Here is a 14,134-nt window from a genome sequence, read left to right on the forward strand (position 1 = left end):
CGGTTATATGTATAGCATTTAAAAGAGATACAGATATCTTTTAAAAAATAAAATTCTTTTGTATGTCGTTAACGGAACACTTAGCCTCATCACTGGAAAAACTATACAATGGCAATCCCTGGATAGATGTCACTTTCCAGGAGCATTTGTCGCGCATGAATGCAGCCCAGGCTGTGCAACGCTTCGGCGATTCCAACAATACCTGGGAGCTGGTAAATCACCTGATTTTCTGGCACCAGCGGGTGCAACGGTATATGCATAACGAGGCTCCCGAGCAGGACGGAGATCTGCCTGATTTTTATATGCCTGAAAATCATGGGGAGGAAAACTGGCAGGCTACCATTCACCGGCTGGGACATTCTTTTGAGATGATCACCGCGGCTATCCGGAACTTCCCCGAAAAGTTCCTGTTTGATACCATTCCGGGCACCGAATACACTGCCATCCGATATTTACAGGGACTGGCAGAACATGATGCGTATCACCTGGGGCAAATTGTATTGCTGCATAAATACGCCTAAAACAGGTCCATATCGTAACGTTGTTCATATAGTTGCTGTCCCCAAAGCTGCAGGTACTTTTCTCCCGTTTTGCGGAAGCCGGCCTTTTTATAGAGACTGATAGCGGCTTCCTGCATGCTGGTTGTCATCAGGTACACCTTCTGGTAATCTTTTTCCCGGCAAAAATCCAGGGCTTCCTGCAGCAAACGTTTTCCCAGCCCTCTGCCGCGGTAGTCGGGATGGATCAGGAACCAGCGCAGCTGCGCCAGGTGCCGGGAAGATCCCAGTATGGCCACGGCGCCAACCATCTGATTATCGGCTGTAGCGATAAACATACGGTCTTTCGCCGGGTTATAGGCAGGCAGGAACTCATAGAATGTTTTACAGACATAGCTTTCAAATTCCAGGTTGTACCCACATTCCCGGGCATACAAATGTCCGTGCAGATAAATCAGGTATCCTACATCGCCGGGCAGCAGGTTATAACGTATATGGATAGCTGAAGGTTCCCCGCCTTTATCGTTCGATAACACCTGCCGAATGGTTTTCATGGCGCCGGTGAGCTGATGCTGGTCCTTTTCAGACAAGGGATCGGTGAGCTGATGAATTTCCCGGGTCGATTTATCTTCCAGCTGGGCCATTAGTTTTTTCCCCGCTGCACTCAGCTGCAAAAAAAACGTACGCCCGTCGGCGGTAGATTGCTGCCTTAACAGCCAGCCATTTTTTTCAAAACGTTTCAACATGCGGCTGAGGTAGCCGCCATCTATCCCTAAAATACCGGTGAGCTGTCCTGCCGTACACTTTCCCAGCTGCCCTATTTCATATAATACCCTCACTTCTGATAGCGACAACTGGCTATCCAGGATATGCTGATTTAATAACCCGATCATGCCGGTATAAAAGCGGTTAAAACTGCGTACATCGCTTACTACCTGGGAATTACTAGACATAGGAGGCTGTTTTTCAAACAAAAATACGTAAATAGTTGACATAGGCAAATAATTTATTTGCCTATGTCAACTATTTTATTTACTGCGGTTTTAAGCACCCATTTACTGGTTTTCTGTTACCTATGAAGATAAATTTCCAGCAAATATTATATTTGCTACCTTCCCTTTGCTGTTCAGCAGCAAAAGGCCCTTATCACGAAATCAGATTTATGTCTCCGGGTTTATTATTTTCTTTTGTCATTGCTTACTTTGTCATCCTGCTGATCGTAGCATGGTATACAGGCCGTAATTCGAACAACGACTCTTTCTTTATCGGCAACCGTAACAGTAACTGGATGCTGGTGGCCTTTGGTATGATCGGTACCTCTTTGAGCGGGGTTACCTTTGTGAGCGTACCTGGCGCCGTAGGGAAAGATGCTTTTTCCTACATGCAGATTACCCTGGGGTACTTTATTGGGTACGTTACCATTGCCTATGTACTGATTCCCTTGTATTACCGGTTGCAGCTCACCTCTATTTATAATTACCTGGGTACCCGGTTTGGTACCAAATCCTATAAAACCGGCGCTTCCTTCTTCATCCTGTCCCGCACCCTGGGCGCTACGGCGAGGTTATACCTGGTGGTACGCATTCTCCAGGATGCCATTCTTTCCAGTTTCGGGGTGCCATTCTGGATTACCACGCTGGTTATCCTGATCATGATCCTCCTCTATACTTATGAAGGAGGGGTAAAAACAATCGTATATACAGATACCCTGCAAACCACCTGTATGCTGGCTGGCCTGGTCATTTGCGTAGGCTTTATCCTGCACACCATGGATCTCAGCCTGGGACAGAGCCTGAGTGCAATGCATGAACGGGGGCTGACTACCATTTTCAATACTGATCCCGATAGCAAGTTGTTTTTTATAAAACAGATACTGGCAGGCGCCTTTATTACCATTACGATGACCGGTCTTGACCAGGAGATGATGCAAAAAAATATCTCTGTAAAAACATTAAAAGATTCCAAGAAAAACATGGTATCACTGGCCTTTATCATGGTGATCGTGATTGGCCTGTTTCTCTTCCTGGGTGGCCTGCTCCATCTGTATGGCGCCCAACAACAGGTAACTGCTACAGGCGATAAATTATTCCCGGAACTGGCCTTGCATCATATGCCGCCGGTGATTTCCGTGATCTTTATTATTGCCCTGATATCTGCACTGTTTCCCAGTGCCGATGGCGCCATGACGGCCCTCACCTCTTCCCTCTGCATCGATATACTGGATATGCAGCGGAGAAGCGACTGGCCGGAAGCAACAAAGAAAAAAGTGCGTCAGCGTATACACCTCCTCATGGCGTTCATTTTCCTGTTGTTCGTGATGGTATTTGAATGGGTAAATAACCAGAGCATGATCGGCGTCATCCTGAAAGTGGCCACCTATACTTATGGACCATTACTGGGATTGTTTGCCTTTGGTATCCTGTCGAAACGTAAAGTAAACGACTCCCTGGTACCCCTGGTCTGCGTGGCGGCCCCCCTGCTGTGCTTATTAGTAGATACTTACCAGTCTGTGTTGTTTGGACATTTCCAGATAGGACTGGAACTGTTGATCATAAATGGCTCCTTTACGTTTATTGGCCTGTTGCTGATATCGCGTAAAGCTGAAAGCTAAAAGCAGAAAAAAGCTATTATGGAGAAGAACATAGCGAGTATTTAAAATTCGCTTTAAACATTCGCCACAATAGCTTTTTGCTTTCTGCTTTTGGCCCTCTGCTTTTTTAAACTTCGACTGTTTTATTCAGATGGTGCAACTCCAGCACCGTTGTTTTTCCATTATCACTTTCCCTGTACATTGGTACAAATTTCCGGTTGTACACTATTTCATCGTAGGTGTAAGATGTACGTTGTATAACGGTATTGGCATATACATCGTTGAAGCCCCTTACAGTTACATACACCTCCACATCGGCTGTTTCCAGGTCATGTGAGGTAAATCCCTGCAATGGGCTGTCCTCATCAATAGGATGCACAACTGTCCAGTTCATCGACAAGGTTTCTACATGTCGCCGTTCCAGGGGCAGGGTATAAAATTTATACACTGCGTTTCCATTTTCCTGCACCTGCAGCCCCAGGGTAACCAGCACTTCTACATTGGTAAGCGTATGATTTTCCTTATAGGAAGCGAAGCGGAACATCAGGGCAGTTTTGTCCTGGAAAGGAGTAATCACGGCATTGTCGCTAAACAGCAGGTGCGCCCTGGGCTTGGAAAACCTGCCATAGATAAGACCTGTAGCCACTGCAAAAGACAGAAAGCCTGTCATGGCTTCAATAGCAGCCACTGTATTGGCCCCGTCACCTACCGGATTTACCCGGCCATATCCTACCGTTGTAAAGGTTTCGGTGCTGAAGAAATAAATTTCCTTAAACCGTTGCCAGGGCGTTTTCCCGATGATCCCCTGGAAATCGTCGTAACCGATCCACCAGTAAATACCGGAATATAACAGGTTAATAGAAAAATAAAATAACAGGATCACAACTGCAAACTGCCAGGCGGGGACATTCAGCAGCGCATGGTAAATATTGAAACGGTGCATAAACGACCGGCCTTCCCGGCGTATGTTAAAGCTCCCGTCGCGGTTAATAAAGCGGCCACCGTAACCGTTGGCATTTACGCCAAAGCCGGTGTCGTTGTTCTGTCTTAAAAAAGGGTTGATTCTTTTCAGAAGCGCCATAAGATCGATAATTGTGATATAAAGCTAAGAAGAATATTGTTCTATAAGAAAGGTCATCTCCCGTTGGGAAGATGACCTTTCAGCATTTTTAGGTAATTATCAAATCCCAAAATAGATGGTGACTTCATTCTCGAAATTAGACAGCACCTTCTGATGCCATTTCTTTTTCATCCATTGCTTGGGCTGTTTCGTTACCAGTTTCCAGTTGAGATGATGTGTAAACCGCTGTTTATAGGGTTTATTGGTACCATCGTCCTCGTAAACCATGTAGATAAAAGGGTGATCCGCGCATCTACGCCAGAAACTAGGGTGCCATTTGCATCTGGAGCACATGGCCAGTTCCTCTTTCCTGACAAGGTTGTAAGTACGGCGATGGGTCGTTTCCTTTAAGCATTTGTAGTTTTTCACTTGTTAACACATTTGGTGCTACAAGCCGTCGAATTGTTTTTTCATGAAAGAAAATTTGTTACGTAAATATAGGGGAGATTGTCTTAAATCAAAAGCTTAATAATCAGTATGAAACTGTTTGGACGTGATTCACAAACTACCAGATGTTTGCCTGTAATTTAACTGTATGGATAAAAACACCTAACGGAAAATGGACGCTATCCTGCTCAAGGCAAAACAATGCAAGGATAGCAATATCAATGTCACCTTAAAATCAGGTGGTGTAAACTCCCGGGCGCAGGTCATTAAAACCAAAGAGCAGGCGCATGCTTTTATGACGACCCTGAAATCGCTCTAATGATATACTATAAAAAAGGGTTGGTTACGGCGTAACCAACCCCACTATACCAAAAACAACTTACTTACATTCTCCATCCGGGGTACAAACCTGCCCTGACAAGGTTTCAAGCTCCACTACCGGTTGTGTTTTCTTCCATTCCTCGAAAGCCTGTCCCAGTGCCTGCGTAAAGGCATCTACCGGCTGTGCGCCTGATACGGCATATTTACGGTCCAGTACAAAGAAGGGGACTCCGCGGATGCCCAGTTGCTGCGCTTCATTTACGTCATGATTTACGGCTTCGGCAAATTCGCTGGATGCCAGTGCCGCTGTTACTTCAGCCTTATCGAGACCGATGTCGGTGCCGATTTCCAGCAGGGTATCATGATTGCTCATGTCTTTTCCTTCTGTGAAGTAGGCGTAAAACAGGCGTTCCTCGGCGGCATCTCCTTTTCCGTGCTTTTTAGCCAGCTGGATGAGGCGGTGTGCATCAAAAGAATTCGCTACCACGGCTTTGTCAAAGTTATAAGTGAGTCCTACTTCCCGGGCGGTGCCAGTCATTTGTTCATGAACGGCCACTGACCATTCGCGGGACTGTCCCTTTATTTCTGCCAGGTATTCATATATGTCTTTGCCTGGTTGGGATTTAAGGTCGGGATTCAGCTGGAAGCTCTTCCACTCCACTGTTACCTTGTCTTTACCTGGAAATTGTTCCAATGCCGCTTCAAATTTCCTCTTGCCGATATAGCAAAACGGACACATGATGTCGGACCATATTTCTACTTTCATTTTTATTTTTTTAGTGTTTGCTCCGCAAAGTTAAATACATTTGCTATCAAAAAGTAACCAGTTTCCAAAAGGTAAGTGCTTTACCGGGGGAAACCAAACCTATATAAATGAAGAGTACAGGATTGCTGGTGGATTGTGGCGCCCCGCCAACGGGCGACAGCCATACCGATTGTCATAAGGTGATCATGCCCGTAAGAGATGCACTGGATGTGATCAGTGGGAAGTGGAAGCTACCCATTATCATCGCCGTTTCCCGGGGGCATAACCGCTTCCGGGATATTGAGCGCAGTATCCCTAAAATTACATCGAAAGTACTTTCCAAGGAGTTGAAAGACCTGGAAACGCATAAGCTCATCCGGCGGACAGTATATGATACGCAACCGGTACAGGTAGAATATACCCTGACGCCTTACGCCGCCACCCTGGAAAGCGTGATTGTAGCGCTACAGCAGTGGGGACTGCAGCACCGGAAGAAGATATTGGGAAAATAACTGCGGCGCCATCAGGCGCCGCTTTTGATCATATCTCTCCTACTTTCAGTACAATTTTTCCTCTTCCACCTCCCCCACTTTTACTGTATTCCTGGGCAGCAGCTGCTGCTGACAGGGAATGAAACACCCTGCGGACATAAGGTTTTATCAATCCTTTTTCCAGCAGGTCATGCACCGCTTTCATAGCGGCCAGCGTTTTAGTGCCTCCCCATACGGATTTTACGCCGGCGGCTTCCGCCATGGCCGGATCGGGCATGTTGACGATGCTGATTAACAACCCGCCGGGTTTCAACACTTTCATGGACCGGGCAGTCACATCGCCACCCACGGTATCCAGCACAATATCTACCGGGTCCATCTGTGTTTCAAAAGGCGCGGCTTTATAATCAACCACCTCGCTGGCGCCCAGCGTGGCCACAAAGTCGACATTAGCCTCGCCGGCTGTAGCAATGACATATGCTCCCGCATTATAAGCCAGTTGCACAGCAAAATGACCTACGCCACCAGCCCCGCCATGTACCAGGATACGTTGCCCTTTGGCCAGGCGTCCTACATCAAACAAGGCGCCCCAGGCAGTTCTGGCACCGGCCATCGTAGCGGCTTCCTCGAAAGAGACCGTATGCGGCTTGCGGAACAATACTTCCGTGGACACGGCGGCATAAGTGGTATAGGAACCATCTACGGAGCCATACACCTCATCACCTATTTTAAGGCCGTATACGCCTTCTCCCACAGCGGTAACAATGCCTGCCCCTTCTACACCGGGGATGTAGGGCAACGGATGCTGCATAAAACCTTCTCTTACTTTCCAATCGATCGGATTCACCCCGCTGGTTATTACCTTTATCAACACCTCATCTTTGGCAGGAACCGGTACCGGGATTTCCTCCAACAGCAACTGTTCCGGGCCTCCATAGGTGTGTACGCGGATAGCGGGTATGTGGAGGTTCTTCATATCTTTTTTTGCTAAGATACACCTTGCAGCCTGCCTAAAGCGGAAACCGCCGGTCATAAAATTGAAAAAACTTACCTTTGCCGTTCATAATTATAGCTGTATCATGACTTTTGGTGATTTAAATCTTAATACCCCTTTATTAAACGCATTGGATGAATTGGGCATAAGCACCCCCACTACTATACAACAACGTGCATTTTCCGTGATCATGTCTGGTAAGGATGTATGCGGTATTGCACAAACAGGGACCGGTAAAACTTTTGCTTACCTGCTGCCCACGCTCCGAATGTTCAGGTTTTCAAAAGAAAAGCATCCCACCGTGCTGATCCTGGTGCCTACCAGGGAATTGGTACAACAAGTTGTTGAATCCGTAAGGCGACTCACCACCTACATGAACGTATCGGTACTGGGCGTATATGGCGGCGTGAACATGAATCCACAGATGGAAGCAGTGAAAGATAAGCTGGATATCCTGGTGGCTACACCCGGACGTCTATATGATATCATACTCAGTGGCGCCCTTAAAGTAAAATCCATCAAACGCCTCATCATCGATGAGGTAGACGAAATGCTGAACCTGGGCTTCCGTACACAGCTCACCAATATTATGGACCTGCTGCCACCAAAAAGACAGAACCTGATGTTTTCCGCCACCATTACGGAAGACGTGGAGAAAATGATTAACACGCACTTCAATGATCCTGTCAGAATAGAAGCAGCTCCTACCGGCACTCCACTAGAAAACATCGACCAGATTGTGTATAAAGTTCCAAACTTTTACACCAAGGTAAACCTGCTGGAACTGTTGATCACTGATGATGCCAGCATGACCAAAACCCTCATCTTTGTAGGAACTAAACAACTGGCAGATGACCTGTACGAACAACTGATCAAAGAATTCCCTGACAAGGTGGGGATCATTCACTCCAATAAAGAGCAGAACCATCGTTTTAATACCGTGCGTAAGTTCCAGTCGGGCGAAACCCGCTTCCTGATTGCTACCGACATCGTAGCCCGTGGATTGGATATAGCGGAAGTAACGCATGTGATTAACTTCGACACGCCGGAAGTGCCTGAAAACTACATCCATCGTATAGGCAGAACCGGTAGAGCCGACAAAAAGGGGATTGCCATCCTGCTTACCAAAGATGCAGAAAAGGAAAACCTGGAGCGGATTGAAAGCCTGATGAACTATACCATCCCTGAACAGGCTTTACCAGGGGATCTTACCATTTCAGATGTATTAACGGAAGATGAAAAACCGAAGGTATTCATGCGTAATACGCTCGTGAAAGCGCCCAAACGGGAAGACGTTGGGCCTGCCTTCCACCAGAAGCTGGCTAAAAATATGAAGACTAATAAAAAGGTATCACATAAAGAAAAGATGATGCTGAAATACGGTAAGCCAAAGAAGCGGACGCCGAAAAAGAAATAAGATAGTACGAGCTTTTGCTATAAAAAAAATCCACCGGATGCTGCGGTGGATTTTTTTATGCTAAGCCTTTACTGTCTGAGGACCGAAACGCCTGGCCTGCACCAGGTCGTATTCCTTTACATAGTCCGGATGCTCCGTCCCCATGATGCGGTCCCATACCCGGAAGTATAAACCGTAATTGCCCTTGAATTTTTTGTGATGCAGATTGTGGTGTACAGAAGTATTCAGCACTTCAAACCACCAGGTATGGCGGAAGTTTTCCGGCATTAACTCATATCCCAGGTGACCATATACATTGATGATAAAACCGGAAATGGTAAACAGCAATACCGTTAAGGGATGCATGGGCATTACACTAACGATTAACACCAGTATACCGCCTTCTGCTATCGCTTCCAGCACATGAAAACTATAGGACGTCCATGGAGAGGGGTTGGTACTTTCATGGTGTACCAGGTGTGTCCGTTTAAACAATTGCTTGTGGTGCAGCAACCGGTGCATCCAATAAAAATAGGTATCATGCAAAATGAGGCTGGCCACCAGGCTCACTCCTATATACCATAGCGGGAAATCGTTGAGGTGATCATAAACGAGCGTAAATTTTCTCACCGGCGTGAAGAGTAGTATCACGGTAATGATCGTGAATACGAGCGTACTCTGCATAGAATACCAGATTTCGCGCAGAAAGTCCTTTTTGGTGGCCTGCTTCAACTGGATCTTAAACCGGTTGAACCGGGCAGGCATCAACAAATAAAATAAAGTGAAAGGAATGCCCGCCAATAAAAAGTACCGAAGGGCCGACATGCTGAAAACCCGGATGCCTGCTTCAATAATTGATTTCATCGCCTTGTGTATTTATCTCCAAAAATAGCGCAAGGCAGCGGCAGCAGAGGTTTACAAAGGTTAATTTCCGGCGATAACAAAAGTTAATTTCCTATTTTCCCTTCTCCAGCATGCGCTTACGGATACGGCTCAACGAAACCGGCGTAATGCCCAGCATAGAGGCAATATACTTGTCGGGCACCCGGTTCACCACATCGAAGCGTTCGGCCAGCAGGTTACGGTAGCGTTCTTCTGGCGAGAGCGTTACAAACGCTTCCATCATCGCGAGCGATTCCGACAGCATGCGCATCAGGAAAAAATTACGCAACGGCTCAAACTGGGGATACACTTTCATGACAGCTTCCAGTACATCGTAGTCAATTTCCAGCAGGGTTACGTCTTCCAGGGCCCGGTACACAAACCGGGACGGCTTCCGGTGGATAATCGTATCATGAGAAGCGATAAACTGCTTTTCCCAGCGCAGGAACAACGTGGCCTCGTCGCCATTTTGCTTTAGCGTATAGGCACGCATAATACCCTTTTCAATATAGGCCAGCCGCCGGTCCTGATCTCCCTCGCGGATATAGGTTTCGTTCGCATGCAGCTTTACCTGCCGGGTAACGGCAAATAAAGGCGAGGAATCTGCCGGTAATACTCCCGACAGCTCAAATAGCAATTGCTGTAAACTACTGATCGATACACTCATGTTATTCCATACCCCGTAGGCAAACCGCTAATGTAAGTTTTATTATTCATTTCAAAGCGTCCCGGGCATGGAGGACGGTTTTTATGATCAGGCGCATTTTATCAAAACATTTGGTACTATTGTACAAATGGCACCTGGTAAATTCCAATTGAACGATTTTCTGTTGCAAAATGCCGGAGAGGGGTATTAGATTCTCCTGAATAACAAATTATTAACAAATCACGGGCAAAAATGGAAATCCGTCTCATTGATTGAACCGAATATACCAATAGGCATATTAATGCATTGTTACCAAAGCAGTTGTCTTCTGGGGAACCTACCGCCGTTGTTACTATTATCAACTAAATCCCATCATGAGTGCATCTATCAACGATAATGATGAATTGCTTGCACAACTGAAGACGGGCAGTCTTGAAGCTTTTCAGCACTTTTATACTACCTACCGGCATTGGCTGTACGTAGCGGCTTACTCTATCATAAAAAATGAGGCAGAAGCACAGGAGCTGGTACAGGACCTGTTTGTGGACTTCTGGCAGAAAGGGCTGGGGATGCGGATTGATCTGAACACCACCAGCTCACTGCGGAACTTTTTATTTGTCAGCATACGGAACCGCTGCCTGAATAAGATTGCCAAAGATGCCACCCGGAAAAAGAGATTAAAAGATATTTTTCTGTCAGATACTTATACGCCCCCATCCAATGGTTTGGAGAACAATGAATTGCGGGAGCAGCTGGAATCAGCCATCAGTCGCCTGCCTGAACGCCAGTCCATGGCTTTCCGGCTCGCGTACCAGGAACATAAAACCCGCAAGGAAATAGCCGCGGAGATGGCCACCAGCGAAGAAACAGTGAAAAAACAAGTCGCTAACGCGCTGAAAACGTTACGGGCTTCTTTAAAAAAAATCCTCTTTTTTTAATACCCCGTGCCATTTAAAAATCGGTTAATAGTGTACATGAACAGCGCAGAAGAAATATACAAGTTAATGACAGAGAAGATTGCGGGCCTTATTTCCGCAACAGATGACCAATGGTTGGAGGATCTGATCGAATCGGATCCGGAAGTACGCGAAAAATGGATACAGCTTTCCGCCATCCAGGTGCCGCCTCCCCCCGATCCCTGGATAGAAATCATTGATTTCAAACCCAGGAAGTCTATCTATCGCAGGATGCTGCCCTGGGCAGCTGCCGCCGCGGTATTGGCGCTGGTATCGCTCACCGCCTGGAAATGGAACTTCCTGTTTCCCCCAAAAACCACTCCTGTCGCTAAAATCAATACAGATGTACTATTACAGGTAGCCGGGCAACCTACTATCAACCTCAGCCAGTCACCTGGCGCCATCATTATCGGCGGCCATTCCATTCCGAATAAAAACAACACCTTGTTCCTCAACGCCGCCAGCCAGCTCCCGGAAGGAATAAATACCCTGATCGTTCCCCCGGGTAAAAGCTATGAAGTAGCGTTACCCGACGGTTCGGCGGTGAATCTAAATGCCTCTACCCGCATGGATTTCACCTTTTCCACAACGGAGCACGGCCGGGAAATTACCCTCAACGGTGAGGCTTATCTTAAAATAGCACGACAACCCAACCATCCTTTCCTGGTACACCTGCCCAACAGTACGGTAGAAGTACTGGGTACCAGCTTTAATATCAACAGCTACGACAGCAGCATGGTAAAAGTATCACTGGTAGACGGAAAGGTAAGGATGAAAGCCGGCAAGAAAACAGTGACAATGAAGCCCGGTCAGCAAGCCATTTTCAACAAGCAGGCAGCCACGCTTGATACCCAACCTTTTAATGCCACCGTAGAATTGAGCTGGCAAAAAGGATTGTATTGTTTTTCAAATACACACCTCGACGAAATTTGCCAGTCCGTTTTCCGCTGGTATGGTGTAAAAGCCGTGCTGGACAAACCCGAACTGGCGTCGCGGACATTTACCGGCCTGCTGGACAAGAGTACCTCCATGAGCTTTTTCCTGGAAGGTATCAAAGCCACCACCGGCACCGATTACTATTTTACCGCAGATAGTACCCTACACTTTAAGTAACCGAAACTCTCAATATATATTAACCATTCCACATGCAACAATCTGCAACCAAAGAACTGAGAATCGTCCGTGGCGATACCAGGTATACCACTTATGAACATATACCCAGCTATGTACATCCCTTACTGGTGCCCAACGCCAAATGCTTTACTGATGTTGACGAAAACGGTATAGTGATCGACCAACAGATCCTGGAATCAGAGGACTGGGCCATCTATTACCATTTTATTCACCTGGAAGAGGGTGTACAACTAGATACGGTACTTCCATACGATTATGCACTGCCCGCCCATGTATCAGGGTTTACTGAAAACAATCCCGCTATGCCCATGCGTATGCGGCTCAGGAAAAAAACAGTGAAAGCGGCACCGGGCGCACCAGAAATGCCAGTCGATGAGAAAGAATTTATCTTCAGCTTCCATGTAAACTTCAATCGCTACTCTCTCAAAAAAATGTCGGCGCTATTCCCCGCATTTAAAATCATTGACGCCATAGGCCTGGAAGAAACCAGGAAACCGTCGCATAACCGCCCGTTCCAGCTAAATCTTACCAGCTACCAGGTGATGCAGCGGATTTGCAATTGCAAGTATATTGGAAAGGCTTCCGATATTTTCCTTGAACGGAATGCACTCGATTTTTATCTCACCTATCTCCATTTTCTTCAAAACAGGCCGCCCATTATGCTGGAAGAAAGCTATCAGCAGCAGTTGACGGAGATCGCCACCTTCGTACAGCAGCATCCATTGGAAGCTGTGAGTAAAGAAGCCCTTTGCCAACGCTTTAAGGTAGTGCCTGAGTTCCTGGAAGCGCCATTTGAACAACAATTCCTGGTTACCGTGGAGCAACTCATTGAACAGGAGAAAATGGCCTGCCTCTTTAAAATGATTGCGGAAACCAATCATTCACTGACGCATATTGCTGCTATAAGCCAATACAATAGCTGGGAAGAAATGGCAAAGGCCTTTGGAAAATATTACCGCTGCGTTATCGCCGACCTCCGGATCGCCCAGTAACGTTTCCTGTGGCCGCCGTTTATTTCTCCATATCCGGCAGCGCCTTTAGCAGCTCTTGCATGAATAAGTCGGCCGCCTTCTTCCGGTAGGTACCTTTCTGCCAGATGATGTAGGCACGGCGTTGCAGCTCCCTGCCCTCAATAGGAATTGCCACCAGGTTTTTCCAGCCCAGCAATGCCCGCTCATTCAGCAAGGTGGCCCAATGCCCCTTTTCCACCAGCGACAGAATGGAATGCACGTCGTTCATTTCAATACGCACGGCCGGCTGAATATTATTCTTCTGCAATACCTCGTCCAGCGAATCCCGCGCGCTGAAGCCGCGTGACGGAAAAATGAGGTCCATCCCTGTAAGCCGCTGCAGCGGTATCTTTTTCAGGGAGGCCAGCTTATTCTTACGCGAAACTGCCACTACCATCCTGGAGCGGAACAACTCCAGCATTTCCAGGTCTTTATTAAATGCCTCCTGATGGAACGCCAGCACCAGGTCCAGTTCCGACGCCCTTAGCTTAGCCTCCAGCGACTGCGTAGTGCCATACTCTACATACATGCGGATACCAGGATACTGTACCGGGAAAGTAGCCAGGGCTGGCAATAGAAAAGAGGTGAAGGCATAGGTAACGCCTATACGTAAATCGCCGCTCAGCAGGTGCTGTAAATCCTGTATCGCCTGCTTACCCTTTTCCACCTCCAGCAGTATTTGCCGGGCATGTAAGAGGAATACGCTCCCGGCCTCGGTAAGACTAACATGCTTGCCTATACGATCAAATAGCGGTATGCCCAGCTCATTTTCCAGTTGTCGGATTTGCTGCGACAAAGTCGACTGCGTGATGTACAGGGCAGCGGCAGCTTCAGTAAAATGGGACAACTCCGCGGCTTTTACAAAATAATTCAGTTGCCTTAATTCCATACATCAATCGGTTTTATCAATCAATATCATTAAAACAATCTATTTAGCAAATATATCCAACTTTGCGAAATTTGCA

At 47.0% G+C, this 14,134-nt stretch carries 17 protein-coding genes; 9 read left to right on the plus strand and 8 right to left on the minus strand.

What is annotated here, in order from left to right; all coding sequences use genetic code 11:
- Positions 1-62 precede the first annotated feature (62 nt).
- The gene (locus tag HGH90_RS28465; RefSeq protein WP_168765340.1) at positions 63-521 is read left to right on the plus strand and encodes a DinB family protein; all 459 of its coding nucleotides are present in this window, start codon (positions 63-65) and stop codon (positions 519-521) included.
- On the opposite strand, the gene HGH90_RS28470 is transcribed toward HGH90_RS28465, so the two are convergent.
- Positions 518-1,450, minus strand: coding sequence for a bifunctional helix-turn-helix transcriptional regulator/GNAT family N-acetyltransferase (locus HGH90_RS28470; RefSeq protein ID WP_169192473.1), 933 nt, complete (start codon positions 1,448-1,450; stop codon positions 518-520). The genes HGH90_RS28465 and HGH90_RS28470 overlap by 4 nt on opposite strands.
- Positions 1,451-1,659: 209 nt before the next feature.
- Here HGH90_RS28470 and HGH90_RS28475 point away from each other — a divergent pair, with 209 nt between their 5' ends.
- A complete protein-coding gene (locus tag HGH90_RS28475; RefSeq protein WP_168765342.1) occupies positions 1,660-3,108 on the plus strand; it encodes a sodium:solute symporter in 1,449 nt (482 codons plus the stop codon).
- A 106-nt stretch (positions 3,109-3,214) separates the two neighbouring features.
- Here the strand turns inward: HGH90_RS28475 and HGH90_RS28480 are convergent, their stop codons facing one another.
- Together HGH90_RS28480 and HGH90_RS28485 are read right to left on the minus strand one after the other, a co-directional pair.
- Positions 3,215-4,168, minus strand: coding sequence for an ion channel (locus tag HGH90_RS28480; protein WP_168765343.1), 954 nt, complete (start codon positions 4,166-4,168; stop codon positions 3,215-3,217).
- 99 nt (positions 4,169-4,267) lie between these two features.
- Positions 4,268-4,435 carry a hypothetical protein gene (locus HGH90_RS28485; RefSeq protein WP_169192474.1) on the minus strand — a complete coding sequence of 56 codons (168 nt, stop codon included), beginning with the start codon at positions 4,433-4,435 and terminating at the stop codon, positions 4,268-4,270.
- Positions 4,436-4,766: 331 nt separating this feature from the next.
- Here HGH90_RS28485 and HGH90_RS28490 point away from each other — a divergent pair, with 331 nt between their 5' ends.
- On the plus strand, positions 4,767-4,913 hold the full coding sequence (locus HGH90_RS28490; protein WP_168765345.1) for a hypothetical protein: 147 nt from the start codon (positions 4,767-4,769) through the stop codon (positions 4,911-4,913).
- 60 nt (positions 4,914-4,973) lie between these two features.
- Here HGH90_RS28490 and HGH90_RS28495 read toward each other — a convergent pair whose 3' ends face one another.
- Positions 4,974-5,681 carry a DsbA family oxidoreductase gene (locus HGH90_RS28495; RefSeq protein WP_168765346.1) on the minus strand — a complete coding sequence of 236 codons (708 nt, stop codon included), beginning with the start codon at positions 5,679-5,681 and terminating at the stop codon, positions 4,974-4,976.
- A gap of 107 nt (positions 5,682-5,788) precedes the next feature.
- On the opposite strand from HGH90_RS28495, the gene HGH90_RS28500 reads away from it, so the two are divergent.
- Positions 5,789-6,172 (plus strand): winged helix-turn-helix transcriptional regulator, encoded by a 384-nt coding sequence (locus tag HGH90_RS28500; RefSeq protein WP_168765347.1) that lies wholly within the window; start codon positions 5,789-5,791, stop codon positions 6,170-6,172.
- A 28-nt stretch (positions 6,173-6,200) separates the two neighbouring features.
- Here HGH90_RS28500 and HGH90_RS28505 read toward each other — a convergent pair whose 3' ends face one another.
- Complete coding sequence (locus HGH90_RS28505; protein ID WP_169192475.1) at positions 6,201-7,127, minus strand: NADP-dependent oxidoreductase; 927 nt, start codon at positions 7,125-7,127, stop codon at positions 6,201-6,203.
- 103 nt (positions 7,128-7,230) lie between these two features.
- Here HGH90_RS28505 and HGH90_RS28510 point away from each other — a divergent pair, with 103 nt between their 5' ends.
- The gene (locus HGH90_RS28510) at positions 7,231-8,562 is read left to right on the plus strand and encodes a DEAD/DEAH box helicase (RefSeq protein ID WP_168765349.1); all 1,332 of its coding nucleotides are present in this window, start codon (positions 7,231-7,233) and stop codon (positions 8,560-8,562) included.
- Positions 8,563-8,622: 60 nt separating this feature from the next.
- Here the strand turns inward: HGH90_RS28510 and HGH90_RS28515 are convergent, their stop codons facing one another.
- Positions 8,623-9,405, minus strand: a complete 783-nt coding sequence (locus HGH90_RS28515; RefSeq protein WP_169192476.1) for a sterol desaturase family protein — start codon at positions 9,403-9,405, stop codon at positions 8,623-8,625.
- Between the two features lie 91 nt (positions 9,406-9,496).
- Positions 9,497-10,090, minus strand: a complete 594-nt coding sequence (locus HGH90_RS28520) for a Crp/Fnr family transcriptional regulator (protein WP_168765351.1) — start codon at positions 10,088-10,090, stop codon at positions 9,497-9,499.
- Between the two features lie 67 nt (positions 10,091-10,157).
- On the opposite strand from HGH90_RS28520, the gene HGH90_RS32030 reads away from it, so the two are divergent.
- The 4 genes from HGH90_RS32030 to HGH90_RS28535 all read left to right on the plus strand — a co-directional run bounded on the left by HGH90_RS32030 (position 10,158) and on the right by HGH90_RS28535 (position 13,151).
- Entirely contained in the window at positions 10,158-10,280 is a 123-nt protein-coding gene (locus HGH90_RS32030; RefSeq protein WP_262888614.1) for a hypothetical protein, read from the plus strand.
- 163 nt (positions 10,281-10,443) lie between these two features.
- On the plus strand, positions 10,444-11,007 hold the full coding sequence (locus HGH90_RS28525) for an RNA polymerase sigma factor (protein WP_168765352.1): 564 nt from the start codon (positions 10,444-10,446) through the stop codon (positions 11,005-11,007).
- 36 nt (positions 11,008-11,043) lie between these two features.
- The gene (locus HGH90_RS28530) at positions 11,044-12,138 is read left to right on the plus strand and encodes a FecR family protein (RefSeq protein WP_169192477.1); all 1,095 of its coding nucleotides are present in this window, start codon (positions 11,044-11,046) and stop codon (positions 12,136-12,138) included.
- A 32-nt stretch (positions 12,139-12,170) separates the two neighbouring features.
- Positions 12,171-13,151, plus strand: coding sequence for a helix-turn-helix transcriptional regulator (locus HGH90_RS28535; protein WP_168765354.1), 981 nt, complete (start codon positions 12,171-12,173; stop codon positions 13,149-13,151).
- Positions 13,152-13,170: 19 nt separating this feature from the next.
- Here HGH90_RS28535 and HGH90_RS28540 read toward each other — a convergent pair whose 3' ends face one another.
- On the minus strand, positions 13,171-14,058 hold the full coding sequence (locus tag HGH90_RS28540; protein WP_168765355.1) for a LysR substrate-binding domain-containing protein: 888 nt from the start codon (positions 14,056-14,058) through the stop codon (positions 13,171-13,173).
- Between the last annotated feature and the right edge of the window lie 76 nt (positions 14,059-14,134).

Origin of the sequence: Chitinophaga sp. Ak27, assembly GCF_012726295.1 — a bacterium.
GTDB lineage: Bacteria > Bacteroidota > Bacteroidia > Chitinophagales > Chitinophagaceae > Chitinophaga.